3 protein-coding genes are annotated in these 20,063 nt (G+C 73.5%); all 3 read left to right on the top strand.

Annotated elements, in window-relative coordinates:
* The first annotated feature begins 2 nt into the window (after positions 1-2).
* The 3 genes from OHV05_RS28965 to OHV05_RS28955 are packed head-to-tail and all read left to right on the top strand — an operon-like array spanning position 3 to position 20,043.
* Entirely contained in the window at positions 3-9,464 is a 9,462-nt protein-coding gene (locus tag OHV05_RS28965) for an amino acid adenylation domain-containing protein (RefSeq protein WP_405020295.1), read from the top strand.
* Positions 9,461-19,663 carry an amino acid adenylation domain-containing protein gene (locus OHV05_RS28960; RefSeq protein ID WP_405020294.1) on the top strand — a complete coding sequence of 3,401 codons (10,203 nt, stop codon included), beginning with the start codon at positions 9,461-9,463 and terminating at the stop codon, positions 19,661-19,663. Before OHV05_RS28965 ends, OHV05_RS28960 begins: the two co-directional genes overlap by 4 nt.
* On the top strand, positions 19,660-20,043 hold the full coding sequence (locus tag OHV05_RS28955; protein WP_405020293.1) for a nuclear transport factor 2 family protein: 384 nt from the start codon (positions 19,660-19,662) through the stop codon (positions 20,041-20,043). Before OHV05_RS28960 ends, OHV05_RS28955 begins: the two co-directional genes overlap by 4 nt.
* The last annotated feature ends 20 nt before the right edge of the window (positions 20,044-20,063 follow it).

Raw genomic sequence — 20,063 nt, 5'->3', positions numbered from 1 at the left:
CGATGATTCCGCTGTCCTTTGCCCAGGCCCGCCTCTGGTTCCTCAACCAGGTGGAGGGGCCGAGCCCGACCTACAACGTCCCGCTCACCGTCCGACTGCGCGGCCCGCTCGACCGGGAGGCGCTGCGGGCCGCCGTCACCGACCTGACCGACCGGCACGAGGCGCTGCGCACCGTGTACGTGGAGCGGGACGGCAGCCCCTGGCAGCAGGTGCTGGAGCAGCCCTCGGTGGTCTGGTCGGTCGCCGGGCACAGCGCGGCGGCGGTCCGCACCGCCGCCGCGCACGGCTTCGACCTGGCCACCGAACTTCCGCTGCGGGCCCACCTGTTCGAGTCCGGTCCGACCGACCACACGCTGCTGCTGGTGCTGCACCACATCGCGGCCGACGGCTGGTCGCTGGACCCGCTGCTGCGGGACCTGGCGACCGCCTACCGGGCGCGCTGCCACGGCGGGGCGGCCCCGGAGTGGGAGCCACTGCCGGTGCAGTACTCCGACTACACGCTCTGGCAGCAGGACCTGCTCGGCTCGGCCGACGCCCCGGAGAGCCTGCTCACCCAGCAACTCGCCTACTGGCGCTCGGCGCTGGCCGAGCTGCCGGAGGAGCTGACCGTACCGGCCGACCGCGCCAGGCCCGGCTCGCCGTCCTACCACGGCGAGGTGCTGGCCACCCGGATCGGGCCCGAACTTCAGTCCCGGATCAACGAGTTCGCCCGGAGCGGCGAGGCCACCCTGTTCATGGTGGTGCAGGCCGCACTGGCCGCCCTGCTGTCCCGGCTGACCGGGAGCACCGACGTGCCGCTCGGCACGCCGGTGGCGGGGCGGACGGATCGTGAACTGGAGGACCTGGTCGGGTTCTTCGTCAACACCCTGGTGCTGCGCACCGACCTGTCGGGGGCACCCAGCTTCCGCGAGCTGCTGGCCCGGGTCCGGGAGTCCGACCTGGACGCGTACGCCCACCAGGACCTGCCGTTCGAGCGGCTGGTGGAGGAGCTCAACCCGACCCGCAGCCTGGCCAGGCACCCGCTGTTCCAGGTGATGCTGGTGCTCCAGAACAGCCCCGGGGCGGCGGCCGACTTCCCCGGCCTGACGGTCGAGACCGAGGTCATCGACCTGGACGTGGCGAAGTTCGACCTGATCGTGGAGCTGGCGGAGAGCCCGGCGGGCGAGGGCATCAGCCTGCTGATGAAGTACGCGACCGATCTGCTCGACCGGGAGTCGGTGGTCACGCTGACCGACCGGCTGCTCCGGCTGATCGAGGCGGCGCTCACCGAACCGGACCTGCCGGTGGGTCAGTTGGACGTGCTGTCGGCGGCGGAGCGGCGGACGCTGGCGCTGGACTGGGCGGGCGCCCCCGCCCGGGTCCCGGTGGAGCGGACGGTGCACGAGCTGTTCGCCGAGCAGGCCGCCCTGGCCCCGGACGCCACCGCGCTGGTCTTCGGCGACAAGCGGGTCACCTACCGGGAGTTGGACGAACGCTCCACCCAGCTCGCCCACCACCTGATCGCCGAAGGACTCCGACGCGGCGACGTCGCCGGAATCCACCTCGAACGCTCCACCCACCTCGTCACCGCCGTCCTCGGCGTCCTCAAAGCCGGCGCCACCTACACCATGCTCGACCCCGAATTCCCCGTCGAACGCATCAACTCCCTCCTGCCCACCACCCGACTGGTGGTCACCCGTGCCGCACTGGCCGGCCGCCTGGCCACCGCCGACGAGATCCTGATCGAGCCCGCCGCCCTGCACCCCACCACGCCGCTTCCTCCGATCGCCGGGCCGCTGGACGCCGCCTGCCTGATGTTCACCTCCGGCTCCACCGGCACCCCCAAGGGCGTGGTCTCCCCGCACCGGGCCATCGTCGGCACCCTGCTCGGCCAGGACTTCGCCACCCTCGGCCCACAGCAGACCTGGCTCCAGTGCTCCCCGATCTCCTGGGACGCCTTCGCCCTCGAACTCTTCAGCCCACTGCTCTCCGGCGGCACCTGCGTCCTCCAGCCCGGCCAGCGCCCCGAACCGGCCGCCGTCGCCGAGCTGGTGACCCGCCACCAGGTCACCTCCCTGCACGTCTCCGCCAGCCTGCTCAACTTCCTGCTCGACGAATACCCCCAGACCTTCACCGGACTCCAGCAGGTGATGACCGGCGGCGAAGCCGCCTCCATCCCCCACGTCATGCGCCTGGTCCACACCTTCCCCAAGCTCCGCCTGGTCAACGGCTACTCCCCCGCCGAATCGATGATCTTCACCGTCGCCCACCACGTCACCCCCCGGGACGCCGCCCGCACCAGCATCCCGGTCGGCCGCGCCCTCAACGGCAAACAACTCTGGGTCCTGGACGCCCACCTCGGCCTGGTCGCCCCCGGCGTCACCGGCGAGCTCTACATGTCCGGCCTCGGCCTCGCCCACGGCTACACCGCCCAACCCGCCCTCACCGCCGAACGCTTCGTCGCCAACCCCCACGCCACCCCCGGCGAACGCATGTACCGCACCGGCGACCTCGTCCGCTGGCTCCCCGACGGCACCCTCGAATTCCTCGGCCGCGCCGACGACCAGGTCAAAATCCGCGGCTTCCGCGTCGAACCCGGCGAGGTGCAGGCGGCGTTGACCGCCCACCAGGGCGTCCGGCAGGCCGCCGCCGTGGTCCGCGAGGACACCCCGGGCGACAAGCGGCTGGTCGCCTACGTGGTCACCGACCACCCGGTCGACCCGACCGCGCTGCGCGCCTTCGTCGCCGCCCGGCTGCCCGAGCACCTGGTCCCGTCCGCCGTGGTCACGCTGGAAGCGCTACCGCTCACCCCGACCGGCAAGCTCGACCGCCGCGCCCTGCCCGCCCCCGACCACACCCCGCGCGAGACCGGCCGCCCGCCCCGGACTCCGCAGGAGGCCCAGCTCTGTGACCTGTTCGCCGAGATCCTGGGCTTCGACCGGGCCGGGATCGAGGACGACTTCTTCGAACTCGGCGGCCACTCCCTGCTGGCCGCCCGCCTGATCGCCCGTATCCGCTCCGCCGCAGGCGTCGAGCTGACCGTCCGAGACCTGTTCGAGGCGCCCACCGTGTCGCGCCTCGCCGAGCGAATCCGTGGCGCCCACCGGGCGCGAAAGGGGTCCTACGTCATGGAGCGTCCCGAAGAGATCCCGCTGTCCTACGCGCAGCGCAGGCTCTGGTTCCTGAACAAGCTGGAGGGGCCGAACAGCACGTACAACGTGGCCCACACCATCCGGCTGCGCGGCCGCCTCGACGTGGACGCGCTGCACAGCGCGGTGTCCGACGTGGTCGGCCGGCACGAGGCGCTGCGCACCGTCTTCCTGGAGGTGGACGGCGAACCGTACCAGCGGGTGGTGGCGCCCGGCGTGGCCCGGCCGATGGTGACGGTGCTGGACACCGACCCGGACGAGCTGCCGCTCGAACTCGACATGGCCTCCCGGCACTCCTTCGACCTGATGGTCGAACTCCCCATCCGCGCCCACATCTTCGCGGTCGGCCCGGAGGAGCACGTGCTGCTGCTGGTGATGCACCACATCGCCAGCGACGGCTGGTCCCTCGGCCCGGTGATGCGCGACCTCGCCACCGCGTACGGCGCCCGCTGCGAGGGCACCGCCCCGTACTGGGAGCCGCTGCCGGTGCAGTACGTCGACTACACGCTCTGGCAGCAGGACCTGCTCGGCTCGGCGGACGACCCGGACAGCCTGCTCTCCCAGCAGCTCGCCTTCTGGCGCCAGGCGCTGGCCGACCTGCCGGAGGAGATCGCGCTCCCGGCCGACCGCAGCCGCCCCGCGCTGCCGACCAACCAGGGCCAGGTCACCACCGCCCGGCTCGGCGAGGGGCTGCACCGCAAGCTGCTGGCCTTCGCCCGGGAGAACAACGCCACCCTCTTCATGGTGATGCAGGCGGCGCTGGCCGGGCTGCTCACCCGGCTCGGCGCGGGCACCGACATCCCCCTCGGCACCCCGACGGCCGGCCGCACCGACGACGCGCTGGAGGAGCTGGTCGGCTTCTTCGTCAACACCCTGGTGCTGCGCACCGACCTCTCCGGCGACCCGACCTTCCGTCAGCTGGTGGCCAGGGTCAAGGAGACCGACCTGGACGCCTACGCCCACCAGGACGTGCCCTTCGAGCGCCTGGTGGAGGAGCTCAACCCGGTCCGCACGCTCTCCCGGCACCCGCTGTTCCAGGTGATGCTGGTGGTGCAGAACAACGCCGAGGCCAAGCTCCGGCTGCCCGGTCTGGACACCGAGATCGCGCCGGTCACCACCGACACCGCCAAGTTCGACCTGACCCTCGGCTTCACCGAGACCTTCGGCCCGGACCGCGAGCCGGCCGGTATCCGGGCGATGGCGGAGTACGCCACCGACCTGTTCGACCGGGCCTCGGTGGAGGTGATCCTCGGTCGGCTGGTCCGCCTGCTGGAGGGTCAGCTCGCCGAACCGGACGTCCCGGTGGGCCGGTTGGAGATCCTCTCCGGCGACGAGCGGCAGGCCCTGCTGGTGGACTGGAACGACACCACCGTGGAGTTCCCGGCCGAGCTCACCGTGCACGAGCTGTTCGAGCAGCAGGCCGCCAGGCAGCCCGCCGCCACCGCGCTGATCTTCGGCGAACAGCGGATCAGCTACCGCGAGTTGAACGAACGCTCCACCCAGCTCGCGCACCACCTGATCGCCGACGGCTTCCGGCGCGGCGACGTCGCCGGGGTCTACCTGGAGCGCGGCGTCGAGCTGGTGGTCGCGGTGCTCGCCGTGCTCAAGGCGGCCGGCACCTACACCATGCTGGACCCGGAGTTCCCGGTCGAGCGGATCGGCACCGTACTGGCCCACACCGACGCCCGACTGCTGCTCACCGTCGAGGAGTTGTCCGGCCGGCTGCCCGGCCCGCACCGCGAACTGGCCCTGGACACCGAGGCCGGGCTGATCGCCCAACACCCCGTCACCGGCCTCCAGGGGCTGGCCGACCCGGGCGACGCCGCCTGCGTGATGTTCACCTCCGGCTCCACCGGTGTGCCCAAGGGCGTGGTCTCCCCGCACCGCGCGATCGTCGGCACCCTGGTCGGCCAGGGCTTCGTGGACTTCGACCGGGCCCAGGTCTGGCTGCAGTGCGCCCCGGTCTCCTGGGACGCCTTCGCGCTGGAGCTGTTCGGCCCGCTGATGTCCGGCGGGATCTGTGTCCTGCAGCCCGGCCAGCGCCCCGAACCGGCCGTCATCGCCGAGCTGGTGAGCCGCCACCAGGTCACCTCCCTGCACGTCTCGGCGAGCCTGCTCAACTTCCTGCTCGACGAGTACCCCCAGACCTTCACCGGACTCCAGCAGGTGATGACCGGCGGCGAAGCCGCCTCCATCCCGCACGTCATGCGCCTGGTCCACAGCTTCCCCAAGCTCCGCCTGGTCAACGGCTACTCCCCCGCCGAGTCGATGATCTTCACCGTCTCGCACGAGATCACCCCGGCCGACGGCACCCGCCCGTCCATCCCGGTCGGCCGCCCGCTCGGCAACAAGCGACTGTACGTGCTGGACGAGGGCCTCGGCCTGGTCGCCCCCGGCGTGACCGGCGAGCTCTACATGTCCGGCGTCGGTCTGGCACACGGCTACGCGGGCCAGGCGGCGCTGACCGCCGAGCGGTTCGTGGCCTGCCCGTACGGCGGCCCGGGCGAGCGGATGTACCGCACCGGCGACCTGGTGCGCTGGCGCGGCGACGGCATCCTGGAGTTCCTCGGCCGGGCCGACGACCAGGTGAAGATCCGCGGCTTCCGGGTCGAGCCGGGCGAGGTGCGGGCCACCCTGGCCGGTTTCCCCGGGGTCGGCCAGGCCGCCGTACTGGTGCGCGAGGACCGGCCCGGTGACAAGCGGCTGGTCGCCTACGTGGTCACCGACGGCTCGCCCGAGGCCCTGGCGGTGGACGCCGCCGCCCTGCGGGCCCACGTGGCCGGCCTGCTGCCCGAGTACATGGTGCCCTCGGCGGTGGTCTTCCTGGACGCGCTGCCGATCACCCCGACCGGCAAGCTCGACCGGCGCGCGCTGCCCGCCCCCGACCACACCCACCGGCCGCAGGGCCGCGAACCCCGCAACGCCCAGGAGGAGTTGCTCTGCGGCCTGTTCGCCGAGATCCTCGGCCTGGAGTCGGTCGGCATCGACGACGACTTCTTCGACCTCGGCGGCCACTCGCTGCTGGTCACCCGCCTGGTCAGCCGGCTCCGCTCGGTGCTCGGCGTCGAGATCGGCATCCGCGACCTCTTCCAGGCCCCGACCGTGGCCCGGCTCGGCAAGCGGGTGGACCGCGCCCAGCACGCCCGCCCGGCGCTCCGCGCGGTGGTCAGGCCGGAGCGACTCCCGCTCTCCTTCGCCCAGCAACGGCTTTGGTTCCTCGGCCAGTTGGAGGAGCAGGGCTCGGCGTACAACGTCCCGCTCACCATCCGCCTGCGCGGCGCGCTGGACACCCGGGCACTGCGGGACGCCGTCTCGGACGTGGTGACCCGGCACGAGGTGCTGCGGACCGTCTTCCAGGAGTGGGCCGGCGAGCCGTACCAGCGGGTGCTGACCCCCGAGCAGGCCGGCATCCCGTGGAGCGAACTGACCACCGACGAGGCGGGGTTGGCCGCACTGATCGCTTCGGCCGCCAACCAGGGCTTCGACCTGTCGACCCAACCGCCACTGCGGGTGCACCTGTTCGAGCTCGACCAGGAGCAGCACGTGCTGCTCCTGGTGATGCACCACATCGCCAGTGACGGCTGGTCGATGGGCCCGCTGGTCCGCGACCTCGGCGCCGCGTACGCCGCCCGGAGCACCACCGGCGAGGCACCCGACTGGCAGCCACTGCCCGTGCAGTACGCCGACTACACCGTCTGGCAGCAGGAGCTGCTCGGTGCGGCCGACGACCCGGGCAGCCTGATCGCCCAGCAACTCGCCTTCTGGCGCTCGGCGCTGGCCGAGCTGCCGGAGGAGCTGACCATCCCGCTGGACCGCCCGCGTCCGGCCGCCCCGACCAACCTCGGCGACGCGGTCAACGTCACCGTCGGCGCCGAGCTGCACGGCCGACTGCTCAGCTTCGCCCGGGAGAACCAGGCGACCCTGTTCATGGTGCTGCAGGCGGGCCTGGCCGCCCTGCTCTCCCGGCTCGGCGGCGGCACCGACATCCCCCTCGGCACCCCGGTCGCGGGCCGGGTGGACGAGGCCGCCGACGACCTGGTGGGCTTCTTCGTCAACACCCTGCTGCTGCGCACCGACCTCTCCGGCGACCCCGGCTTCCGCGAGCTGGTGGCCCGGGTCCGGGAGTCCGACCTGGACGCGTACGCCCACCAGGACGTGCCGTTCGAGCGGCTGGTGGAGGAGCTCAACCCGGTCCGTACGCTGGCCAGGCACCCGCTGTTCCAGATCATGCTGGTGGTGCAGAACAACAGCGCCGCCGAGCTGGTGATCCCCGGCCTGGCCGCCGAAATCGTCCCGGCCGGGGTGGACACGGTGAAGTTCGACCTGACGGTGGCCGTCACCGAGCGCCGCGAGGAGGGCGCGCCGGCCGGACTGCGGATCAACGTGGACTACGCCTCCGACCTCTACGACCGGGACACGGTCGAGGAGTTGGCGGCCCGGCTGGTCCGTCTGCTGGAGGGTGCGCTGGCCGCTCCCGAGCTGCCGGTCGGCCTGGTGGACGTGCTGTCGGCGGCGGAGCGGCGGACGCTGGCGCTGGACTGGGCGGGCGCTCCCGCCCGGGTCCCGGTGGAGCGGACGGTGCACGAGCTGTTCGCCGAGCAGGCCGCCCTGGCCCCGGACGCCACCGCGCTGGTCTTCGGCGACGAGCGGGTCACCTACCGGGAGTTGGACGAACGCTCCACCCAGCTCGCCCACCACCTGATCGCCGAAGGACTCCGACGCGGCGACGTCGCCGGAATCCACCTCGAACGCTCCACCCACCTCGTCACCGCCGTCCTCGCCGTCCTCAAAGCCGGCGGCACCTACACCATGCTCGACCCCGAATTCCCCGTCGAACGCATCAACGCGGTGCTGGCCCACACCAGGGCCCGACTGGTCGTCACCCGCTCCCCCCTGGCCGGACAGCTCGACGCACCCGAGGTGCTGACCGACCGTCTGCCCGACCTCCCCAGCACTCCGCTTCCTCCGATCGCCGGCCCGCTGGACGCCGCCTGCCTGATGTTCACCTCCGGCTCCACCGGCACCCCCAAGGGCGTGGTCTCCCCGCACCGGGCCATCGTCGGCACCCTGCTCGGCCAGGACTTCGCCACCCTCGACCCCGGCCAGGTCTGGCTCCAGTGCTCCCCGATCTCCTGGGACGCCTTCGCCCTCGAACTCTTCAGCCCACTGCTCTCGGGTGGGGTCTGCGTGCTCCAGCCGGGCCAGCGCCCCGAGCCCACCGTGATCGCCGCCCTGGTCCGCGAACACGCCGTCACCACGCTGCACGTCTCGGCAAGTCTGCTCAACTTCCTGCTCGACGAGTACCCGCAGGTCTTCACCGGACTCCAGCAGGTGATGACCGGCGGCGAAGCCGCCTCCATCCCGCACGTCATGCGCCTGGTCACCGACTTCCCGAAGATCCGCCTGGTGAACGGCTACTCGCCCGCCGAGTCGATGATCTTCACCGTCGCCCACCACGTCACCCCCCGGGACGCCGCCCGCACCAGCATCCCGGTCGGCCGCGCCCTCAACGGCAAACAACTCTGGGTCCTGGACGCCCACCTCGGCCTGGTCGCCCCCGGCGTCACCGGCGAGCTCTACATGTCCGGCCTCGGCCTCGCCCACGGCTACACCGCCCAACCCGCCCTCACCGCCGAACGCTTCGTCGCCAACCCCCACGCCACCCCCGGCGAACGCATGTACCGCACCGGCGACCTCGTCCGCTGGCTCCCCGACGGCACCCTCGAATTCCTCGGCCGCGCCGACGACCAGGTCAAAATCCGCGGCTTCCGCGTCGAACCCGGCGAAGTCCGCACCGCGGTCGGGAAGTTCCCCGGCATCAGCCAGTCGGCGGTGGTGGTCCGCGAGGACCAGCCCGGCGACAAGCGGCTGGTCGCGTACGTGGTGACGGACCGTCCGGTCGACCCGGTCGCCGTCCGCGCCTTCGTCGCCGAGCTGCTGCCCGAGTACATGGTGCCCTCGGCCGTCGTCCTGCTGGACGCGCTGCCGATGACCCCGACCGGCAAGCTCGACCGGCGCGCCCTGCCCGCCCCCGACCACACCGGCCGCCCGGTCGGCCGGGGCCCCCGGGACGAGCGGGAGGAGAAGCTCTGCGGCCTGTACGCCGAGATCCTCTGCCTGGAGACCGTCGGCATCGACGACAACTTCTTCGACCTCGGCGGTCACTCGCTGCTGGTCACCCGCCTGATCAGCCGGGTCCGTTCGGTGATGAGCGCCGAACTCACCATCAAGGCCGTCTTCGAGGCACCCACCATCGCCGACCTGGCCGGCCGGCTGACCACCGCCACCCGGGCCCGGCCGGCCCTGCGGGCCCGCACCAAGGAGGTCTCCTCGTGATCCCGCTCTCCTACGCCCAGACCCGGCTCTGGTTCTACGAGCAGATCGCGGGTACCAGCTCGGCCTACAACCTCCCTTACGCGCTGCGCCTGACCGGCGAGTTGGACCCCGAGGCGCTGCGCCTCGCCCTGACCGACGTGCTCGACCGGCACGAGGCGCTGCGCACCACCTACGGCGAGGCCGACGGCCGGCCGTACCAGCAGGTGCTGCCGATCGAGGACGTCGCCCCGGTCTGGACGGTCACCCCGAGCACCGAACAGGACCTCGACGCCGAGCTCGCCGCGGCCTGCAACCTCGCCTTCGACCTGACCACCGACCTGCCGATCCGGCCGTTCCTCTTCCGGCTCTCCGAGCGGCAGCACGTGCTGCTGCTGGTGATGCACCACATCGCCACCGACGGCTGGTCGCTCGGCCCGCTGGTCCGCGACCTGGCCGCCGCCTACCGGGCCCGCCGCCGGGGCGGCGCACCCGACTGGGAGCCGCTGCCGGTCCAGTACGCCGACTACACCCTCTGGCAGCACGAACTGCTCGGCACCGACGACGACCCGGACAGCCTGCTCAGTCAGCAACTCGCCCACTGGCGCGAGGCGCTGGCCGGTCTGCCGGACGAGGTCGCGCTGCCGCTGGACCGCCCCCGCCCGGCCGTCCCCGCGCACAAGGGCACCGCCGTCTCGGCCGTCAGCACCCCGGAGCTGCACAGCCGGCTGCTCGGTTTCGCCCGGGAGCAGCAGGCCACCGTCTTCATGGTGGTGCAGGCGGCGCTCGCCACCCTGATGTCCCGGCTCGGCGCCGGCACCGACATCCCGGTCGGCTCCGCCACCGCAGGCCGCACCGACGAAGCCCTGGACGACCTGGTCGGCTTCTTCGTCAACACCCTGGTGCTGCGCACCGACGTCTCCGGCGACCCCGGCTTCCGCGAACTGGTCGGCCGGGTCCGGGAGTCCGACCTCGCCGCCTTCGCCCACCAGGACGTGCCCTTCGAGCGCCTGGTGGAGGAGCTCAACCCGACCCGCAGCCTGTCCAGACACCCGCTGTTCCAGATCATGCTGCTCGCCCAGCAGTCCGGCGAGGGCACCGGTGCGGGACCGGACTTCGCCGAGCTCACTGCCGCCCCGCTGCCGGTGGGCACCGACGCGGTCAAGTTCGACCTCACCCTGGCGGTCGGCGAGTCCCACCGGGACGGCGGCCCGGCCGGGCTGCGACTGAACGCCGACTTCGCCACCGAGGTGCTGGACGCCGACACCGTCCGACGGCTGCTGGCCCAGCTGCTCCGGCTGCTGGACTCCGCCCTGGCCGCCCCCGAACTGCCGGTCAGCCGGCTCGACCTGCTCACCGAGGCCGAGCGGCACACCGTCCTGGTGGAGTGGAACGACACCACCGCCCCGCTGCCGGACGGCCGCCCGCTGCCCGAGCTGATCGCCGGACACGCCCGCCGGTCCCCCGCCGCGATCGCCGTCGAACACCGGGACCGGAGCCTCAGCTACGCCGAACTCGACGCCCGGGCCAACCGGTTGGCCCACCACCTGATCGCGCAGGGCGCCGCTCCCGGGGTGCTGGTCGGGCTCTGCCTGGAGCGCGGCATCGAACGGATCGTCACCCTGCTGGCGATCCTGAAGACCGGCGCCGCGTACGTCACGCTGGACGCCTCCTACCCGGCCGACCGGCTGGCCGTCATCGCCGCGGACGCCGCGCTGCCGCTGCTGGTGACCGAGCCCGGCCTGCTCGACCGGCTGCCCACCACCTCGGCCGCCCTGGTGCTGCTCGACAGCCTGCCCGACGGCCCGGTCGACGCACCCGCCGTCACCCTGCACCCGAGGGACGCCGCCTACGTCATCTTCACCTCGGGCTCCACCGGCCGCCCCAAGGGCGTGGTCTGCGAACACGCCGGGCTGACCGACCTGTCCGCCTGGATGGTCCGGGAGTTCGGCCTCGGCACCGCCGACCGGGCCAGCCAGCTCTCCACCCCGGGCTTCGACTCCTCGGTGATCGAGCTCTGGCCGGTGCTGGCCGCCGGTGGCACCGCCGTGCTGCCCGACACCCGACTGCTGGACGACGCCGAGGCGTTGACCCGGTGGGTGGCCGACTCCGGCACCACGATCTGCTTCATGCCGACCCCGCGGCTGGAGGCCGCACTCGACGACCTGACGGCCCGGCCGGGGGCGCTGCGCCTGGTCTACGTGGGCGGCGACACGCTGCGCCGCTGGCCCGCGCCGGACTCGCCGTTCCGGCTCTCCAACCAGTACGGGCCGACCGAGTTCACCGTCGCGGCCACCGCCGCCGAGCTCGGCCCCGAGCCCACCCCGGGCGCACTGCCGCCGATCGGCGGACCGGTGCACAACACCCGGCTGTACGTGCTCGACCGCCACCTGGCCCCCGTCCCGACCGGCGCCACCGGCGAGCTCTACCTGGCCGGCGCCGGGCTGGCCAGGGGCTACCTCAACCGGACCGACCTGACCGCCGAGCGCTTCGTCGCCTGCCCCTACGGCGTACCGGGCGAGCGGATGTACCGCACCGGCGACCTGGTCCGCCGCCGCTCGGACGGACAGCTCGCCTTCGCCGGACGGGCCGACCAACAGGTCAAGATCCGCGGCCTGCGGATCGAACTCGGCGAGATCGAGGCCATGCTCACCCGCCACCCCGAGGTCACCCAGGTCGCCCTGGACCTCCACCAGGGCCCCGGCGACCGCAAGGAGCTGGTCGCCTACCTGACCAGCAGCGGGCCGCTCGACCCGGCCGAGCTGCGCCGGCACGCCGCCCGGTGGCTGCCGGACTACATGGTCCCGACCGTGTTCGTGCAGCTCGACGCGCTGCCGCTGACCCCGAACGGCAAGCTCGACCGGCGCGCCCTGCCCGCCCCCGAACTCCCCGTCCGGCAGGCGGGCCGCGGCCCCCGGAACGCCCGGGAGGAGCTGCTCTGCGGCATCTTCGCGGACCTGCTCGGCCTGGAGTCGGCCGGCATCGACGAGAACTTCTTCGACCTCGGCGGCCACTCGCTGCTGGTCACCCGCCTGATCAGCCGGGTCCGCACGGTGATGGGCGCCGAACTCACCGTCAAGGCCGTCTTCGAGTCGCCCACCGTCGCCGACCTGGTCACCCAACTGGTCACCGAGGGCGGCCCGCGCCCGGGGCTGCGCCGTACCGACCGGGACTCGGCGATCCCGCTGTCGCCCGCCCAGGCCAGGCTCTGGTTCTACGAGCAGGCCCAGGGCGGCGCCGCGAGCACCGCCTACAACTTCCCGTACGCGATCCGGCTCCGGGGCGAACTGGACGGAGCGGCACTCCAGTTGGCACTGGACGATGTGATCGCCCGGCACGAGACGCTGCGCACCGTCTACCAGGAGGTCGACGGCGAGCCCCGGCAGCGGATCGTCCCGGTCGAGGCGGCCCGCCCCGGCTGGACCTTCGGCCGGTGCGCCGAGCCGGAGCTGAGCGCCGAGCTGGCCCGCGCCTGCAACGTGCCCTTCGACCTGGCCACCGACCTGCCGATCCGGCCGCACCTGCTCCGACTGGCCGACCGGGAGCACGTGTTGCTGCTGGTGCTGCACCACATCGCCACCGACGGCTGGTCGCTCGGGCCGTTCACCCGGGACCTGGCCGCCGCCTACCGGGCCCGCCGGGACGGGGCCGCACCGGACTGGCAGCCACTGCCGGTCCAGTACGCCGACTACACCCGCTGGCAGCACGAACTGCTCGGCACCGACGACGACCCGGACACCCTGCTGTCCCGTCAACTCGCCCACTGGCGCGAGGCCCTGGCCGGGCTGCCGGACGAGGTCACCCTTCCGCTGGACCGCCCTCGCCCCGCCACGCCCACCCACCAGGGCGCGGCCGTCACCCTGACCAGCTCGCCCGAGCTGCACGCCCGGCTGCTGGCCTTCACCCGCGAGCAGCACGCCACCCTCTACATGGTCGCCCAGGCCGCGCTGGCGGCGCTGCTCAGCCGGCTCGGCGCGGGCACCGACATCCCGCTCGGCTCCGCCACGGCGGGCCGCACCGACGAAGCCCTGGACGACCTGGTCGGCTTCTTCGTCAACACCCTGGTGCTGCGCACCGACGTCTCCGGCGACCCCGGCTTCCGCGAACTGGTCGGCCGGGTCCGGGAGTCCGACCTCGCCGCCTTCGCCCACCAGGACGTGCCCTTCGAGCGCCTGGTGGAGGAGCTCAACCCGGCCCGCAGCCTGTCCAGACACCCGCTGTTCCAGATCATGCTGCTCGCCCAGCCGCCCGGCAGCGGCCAGGGGCCCGAGTTCACCGACCTGACCGCCGAGCCCGTCCCGGTCGGCACCGACGCGGTCAAGTTCGACCTCACGCTGGCCGTGGCCGAGACCCGGGAGGACGGCGCCCCGGCCGGGCTGCGGCTGAACGCCGACTACGCCACCGAGCTGTTCGACCAGGAGACCGTCACCCGGCTGCTCGGCCAGTTCCTCCGCCTGCTGGAGGCCGCCCTCGACGACCCCACCCGGCCGGTCGGCGCCCTGGAGCTGCTCTCCGAGGCCGAGCGGCACACCGTCCTGGTGGAGTGGAACGACACCGCCGTGGCCTTCCCGACCGACCGCCGGGTGCACGAGGTGATCGCCCGGCAGGCCCGGCTGACCCCGACCGCGACCGCCCTTGAGTGTGGCCCCGAACGGCTCTCGTACGCCGAACTCGACGCCCGGGCCAATCAGTTGGCGCACCATCTGATCGACCGCGGGGTGACCCCCGGCACCCTGGTCGGGGTCTGCCTGGAGCGCGGCACCGCCCAGGTGGTCACCCTGCTGGCGATCCTGAAGGCGGGCGCGGCGTACGTCCCGCTGGACGCCTCCTACCCCGCCGAGCGGCTCGCCTTCCTGGTCGAGGACGCCGCGCTGACCCTGCTGGTCACCCAGCCCGAACTGGCCGACCGGCTGCCCGGCACCCCCGCCGTCCTGTTCGGCACCCAGACCGGCCCCGACACCGCGCCGCCGGTGACCGTGCACCCGAGGGACACCGCGTACGTCATCTACACCTCCGGCTCCACCGGCCGCCCCAAGGGCGTGGTCTGCGAACACGCCGGGCTGAGCAACCTGGCCGACTGGATGATCCGGGAGTACGGGCTGACCGCCGCCGACCGCTCCAGCCAGCTCGCCACCCCGGGCTTCGACTCCTCGGTGATGGAGCTCTGGTCGATCCTCTGCGCGGGCGGCACGGCCGTCCTCCCGACGCCGCGTCTGCTGGACGACGCCGAGGCGTTGACCCGGTGGGTGGCCGACAGCCGGATCACCGCCTGCTACCTGCCGACCCCCCGGATGGAGGCCGCCCTCGACGACCTGACCGCCGACCCCGGCGCGCTGCGCCTGCTCTACCTCGGCGGCGACACACTGCACCGCTGGCCCGCCCCCGGCGTCCCGTTCCGGATGTCGAACCAGTACGGGCCGACCGAGTTCACCGTCACCACCACCTTCGCCGACCTCGGTCCGGAGCCCGGCCCCGGTGCCCTGCCGCCGATCGGCCGGCCCGCCGCCAACACCCGGGTGTACGTACTGGACGACCACCTCGGCCCCGTCCCGGTCGGCGCGGTCGGCGAGCTCTACCTGGCCGGCGCCGGGCTGGCCAGGGGCTACCTCGACCGGCCGGGTCTGACCGCCGAACGCTTCGTCGCCTGCCCCTACGGCGCGCCGGGCGAGCGGATGTACCGTACCGGCGACCTGGTCCGGCTCCGGCCGGACGGACAGCTCGCCTTCGGCGGGCGGGCCGACCAGCAGGTCAAGATCCGCGGCCTGCGGATCGAACTCGGCGAGATCGAGGCCCTGCTCACCCGCCACCCCGAGGTCGGCCAGGTCGCCCTGCTGGTCCGGGAGGACCGCCCCGGCGACAAGCGCCTGGTCGCCTATCTGACCGCCGGTCAGCCGCTCGACCCGGCCGAACTGGCCCGGTACGCCGCCCGGTGGCTGCCGCAGTACATGGTCCCGTCCGCCTTCGTGCAGCTCGACCGGCTGCCACTGACCCCGAACGGCAAGCTGGACCGCCGCGCCCTGCCCGCCCCCGAGCTCCCGGTCGGCGAGACCGGCCGCGAGCCCAGGGACGAGCGGGAGCGGGTGCTCTGCGCGATCTTCGCGGAGGTGCTCGGGCAGCCGGCCGTCTCGATCGACGACAGCTTCTTCGACCTCGGCGGCCACTCGCTGCTGGTCACCCGCCTGATCAGCCGGGTCCGCACCGCCCTGGGAGCCGAACTCACCATCCAGGCCGTGTTCGAGGCACCCACCATCGCCGAGCTGGCAGGCAGGCTGACCGACGGGACCCGCCCGGCCCTGCGCCCGGTCGAGCGCGAGGCGGCCGTCCCGCTGTCGCACGCGCAGCACCGGCTCTGGTTCCACGAGCAGATCCAGGGCCCGGGCTCCGCCTACAACCTGCCCTACGCGCTGCGGCTGAGCGGCGAGTTGGACCCCGAGGCGCTCCGCCTGGCGCTGGCCGACGTGCTCGACCGGCACGAGGCGCTGCGCACCACCTACGGCGAGATCGACGGCGAGCCCCGGCAGTTCGTCCGGCCCGCCGGGTCCGCACCCGCCTGGACCTCGGTCGACTGCGCCGAACCGGACCTGGACACCGTCCTGGCCGACGCCTGCGGCCACGTCTTCGACCTGACCGCCGACCTGCCGATCCGGCCGTTCCTGTTCCGCCTGGCCGAGCAGGAGCACGTACTGCTGCTGGTGATGCACCACATCGCCACCGACGGCTGGTCGCTCGGCCCGCTGCTCCGCGACCTGGCCACCGCCTACCGGGCCCGGTGCACCGCCACCGCACCCGACTGGCGGCCGCTCCCGGTCCAGTACGCCGACTACACCCACTGGCAGCACGAACTGCTCGGCACCGACCAGGACCCGGAGAGCCTGCTGTCCCGTCAACTCGCCCACTGGCGCGGCGCGCTGGCCGGTCTGCCGGACGAGGTGCCGCTGCCGCTGGACCGCCCCCGGCCCGCCAAGCCGTCCTTCCGGGGCGCCGCCGCCACCGTCACCAGCAGCCCCGAGCTGCACGCCCGGCTGCTCGCCTTCACCCGCGAGCAGCACGCCACCCTCTACATGGTCGCGCAGGCCGCCCTCGGCGCCCTGCTGGCCCGGCTCGGGGTCGGCACCGACATCCCGGTCGGCTCGGCCACGGCGGGCCGGACCGACGAGGCCCTCGACGACCTGGTCGGCTTCTTCGTCAACACCCTGGTGCTGCGCACCGACGTCTCCGGTGACCCGACCTTCCGCGAACTGGTCCGCCGGGTCCGGGAGTCCGACCTCGCCGGGTACGCCAACCAGGACGTCCCGTTCGAGCGGATCGTCGAGGAGCTCAACCCGACCCGCAGCCTGTCCAGGCACCCGCTGTTCCAGATCATGCTGCTCGCCCAGCCGCCCGGCGAGGGCCACGGCGCGGCCTTCCACGGGCTGACCACCCACCCGGTGGCGATCGGCACCGGCGCCGCCAAGTTCGACCTCACGCTGGCCGTGGCCGAGACCCGGGAGGACGGCGCCCCGGCCGGCCTGCGGCTGAACGCCGACTACGCCACCGACCTGCTCGACCACGACACCGTCACCCGGCTGCTCGGCCAGTTCCTCCGCCTGCTGGGGACCGCGCTGGCCGACCCGGAACTGCCGGTCAGCCGCCTCGACCTGCTCACCGGGGCCGAGCGGCACACCGCCCTGGTCGAGTGGAACGACACCGCCGTGCCGGCCGCCGACGGCCGGCCGGTGCCCGAGCTGATCGCCGGGCACGCCCGCCGCACCCCGGCCGCGATCGCGCTGGAGCACGGCGCCGAACGGCTCAGCTACGCCGAACTCGACACCCGGGCCAACCGGTTGGCGCACCATCTGATCGACCGTGGGGTCACCCCCGGCGCGCTGGTCGGGGTCTGCCTGGACCGGGGCACCGAGCTGATCACCACCCTGCTGGCGATCCTCAAGGCCGGCGCCGCGTACGTCCCGCTGGACGCCTCCTACCCCGCCGAGCGGCTCGCCTTCCTGGTCGAGGACGCCGCGCTGACCCTGGTGGTCACCCGGCCCGAACTGGCCGACCGCCTGCCGTACGTCCCGCTGGTGCTGCCCGGCCACCCCGGCGGGCCCGACACCGCACCCACCGTCCGGATCAGGCCCGGGGACGCCGCGTACGTCATCTACACCTCCGGCTCCACCGGCCGCCCCAAGGGCGTGGTCTGCGAACACGCCGGTCTGACCGACCTGTGCGCCTGGATCACCGGCGAGTACGGTGTCACGGCCGCCGACCGGGCCAGCCAGCTCGCCACCCCGGGCTTCGACGCCTCGGTGATGGAGCTCTGGCCGGTGCTCACCGCCGGTGGCACCGCCGTCCTGCCGGACACCCGACTGCTGGACGACGCCGAGGCGTTGACCCGCTGGGTGGCCGAGGCCGGGATCACCGCCTGCTTCATGCCGACCCCCCGACTGGAGGCCGCGCTCGACGACCTGACCGCCGACCCGGGCGCCCTGCGCCTGCTCTACCTGGGTGGTGACACCCTGCGCCGCTGGCCCGCGCCGGGCGTCCCGTTCCGGATGGTCAACATGTACGGGCCGACCGAGTTCACCGTCGCGGCCACCGCCGCCGACCTCGGCCCGGAGCCCGGCCCGGGCGCACTGCCGCCGATCGGCGGACCGGTGCACAACACCCGGGTCTACGTGCTCGACCGGCACCTGGCCCCCGTCCCGGTCGGCGCCACCGGCGAGCTCTACCTGGCCGGCGCGGGCCTGACCCGGGGTTACCTCAACCGGCCCGGGCTGACCGCCGAGCGGTTCACCGCCAACCCGTACGGCGCACCGGGCGAGCGGATGTACCGCACCGGCGACCTGGTCCGCCGCCGCCCGGACGGTCAGCTGGCCTTCGCCGGACGGGCCGACCAGCAGGTCAAGATCCGCGGCCTGCGGATCGAACTCGGTGAGATCGAGGCCCAGTTGGCCCGGCACCCGGAGGTCGTCCAGGTCGCCCTGGACGTCCGGGAGGACCGACCGGGCAGCCGGCGCCTGGTCGCCTACCTGACCGCCCCGCACCCGCTCGACCCGGCCGGGCTGCGGGCGTTCGCCGCCGAGCAGCTGCCCGACTACATGGTCCCGGCCGCCTTCGTCCAGCTCGACGCGCTGCCGCTGACCCCGAACGGCAAGCTCGACCGCCGCGCGCTGCCCGCCCCCGACCTGCCCACCCGGCAGGCGAGCCGGGGCCCGCGCGACGAACGGGACCGGACGCTCTGCGACATCTTCGCCCAGGTGCTCGGGCAGCCGGAGGTGGGCATCGACGACAACTTCTTCGACCTCGGCGGCCACTCCCTGCTGGCCACCCGGCTGGTCAGCCGGCTCCGCTCGGCGCTCGGCGCCCGGCTCAGCCTGCGGGCCCTGTTCGAGGCACCGACCGTGGCCGAACTGGCCGAACGCCTGGACTCCGGCGAGGAGTCGGACTCGCTGGCCGTCCTGCTGCCGCTCCGGCCGCGCGGCTCGCGCACCCCGCTGTTCTGCGTCCACCCGGCCGCCGGGGTGAGCTGGGTGTTCTCCGGCCTGCTCGGCACCCTCGACCCCGACCAGCCCGTGTACGGCCTCCAGTCCCGGGCCTTCGCCGACCCGGAGGCGGCCCCCGCGAGCATCGAGGAGATGGCCAAGGACTACCTGGAGCAGATCCGCCAGGTCCAGCCCACCGGCCCCTACCAGCTGCTCGGTTGGTCGTACGGCGGCGCGGTCGCGCACTCGATGGCGGTCCAGCTGCGGGCGGCGGGCGAGCAGGTCGCGCTGCTGGCGATGCTGGACGGCTACCCGCCGATCCCGGCCCAGCTCCGGGACTGGTCCCCGGAGGACGGCGAGACGCTGGCCGCCCTGCTCGGCACCCTCGGCTACCCGCTGGACGGCTACCCCGACGGCCGGCCGACCCCGGCCGAGTACCGGACGGCGGTGCACCGCCCCGACGGCCCGCTGGCCGGGCTCGAACCCGAACTGCTGGCCGCACTCCCCCGGGTGTTCGCCGGCAACCTCAACCTGCTGGCCGACCACCGCCCCGGCCACTTCGACGGCGAGGTGCTGTTCTACCTGGCCACCGCCGACCGCCCGGCCGACGCCCCCGACCCCGCCGTCTGGCAGCCGTACGTCGGCGGCGGACTGACCGTGCACCCGATCGACTGCACCCACGCCCGGATGACCGGCCCCGCGCCGCTCGCCGCGATCCGCCCCACCCTGACCACCGCCCTGCTTCCTGGAGACCCCCGATGACCACTGCCCCGCCCACCACCGAGAGCGCCTTCGCCGTCCGGGTGGTCCGCCGTTTCTACGAGTTGGTCGACCAGGGCGACGCCGCCGGCCTGGCCGCGCTGTTCGCGCCGGACGCCGAGTACCGCCGCCCCGGCTACGGGCTGATGACCGGCCCCGAGGGCCTGCTCGGCTTCTACGGGCGGGACCGCACCATCCGCGCGGGCAACCACACCCTGACCACCGTGCTCGCGGACGGCCCGACGGTCGGCGTCTTCGGCGAGTTCCACGGCGTGCTGCACTCCGGCGCGCCGGTCGACCTGCGGTTCGCCGACAGCTTCACCGTCCGCCCCGACGGGCTGTTCGCCACCCGCGACACCTACTTCTTCGCTCCGCTCGTCTGATCGCCCGCACCCCCTTCCGC

Source organism: Kitasatospora sp. NBC_00070 (assembly GCF_045041205.1).
In the GTDB taxonomy this organism is placed as follows: Bacteria; Actinomycetota; Actinomycetes; order Streptomycetales; family Streptomycetaceae; genus Kitasatospora.
Note: the sequence above shows the minus strand (reverse complement) of the source record. Positions and strands in the feature narration are given on the sequence as shown.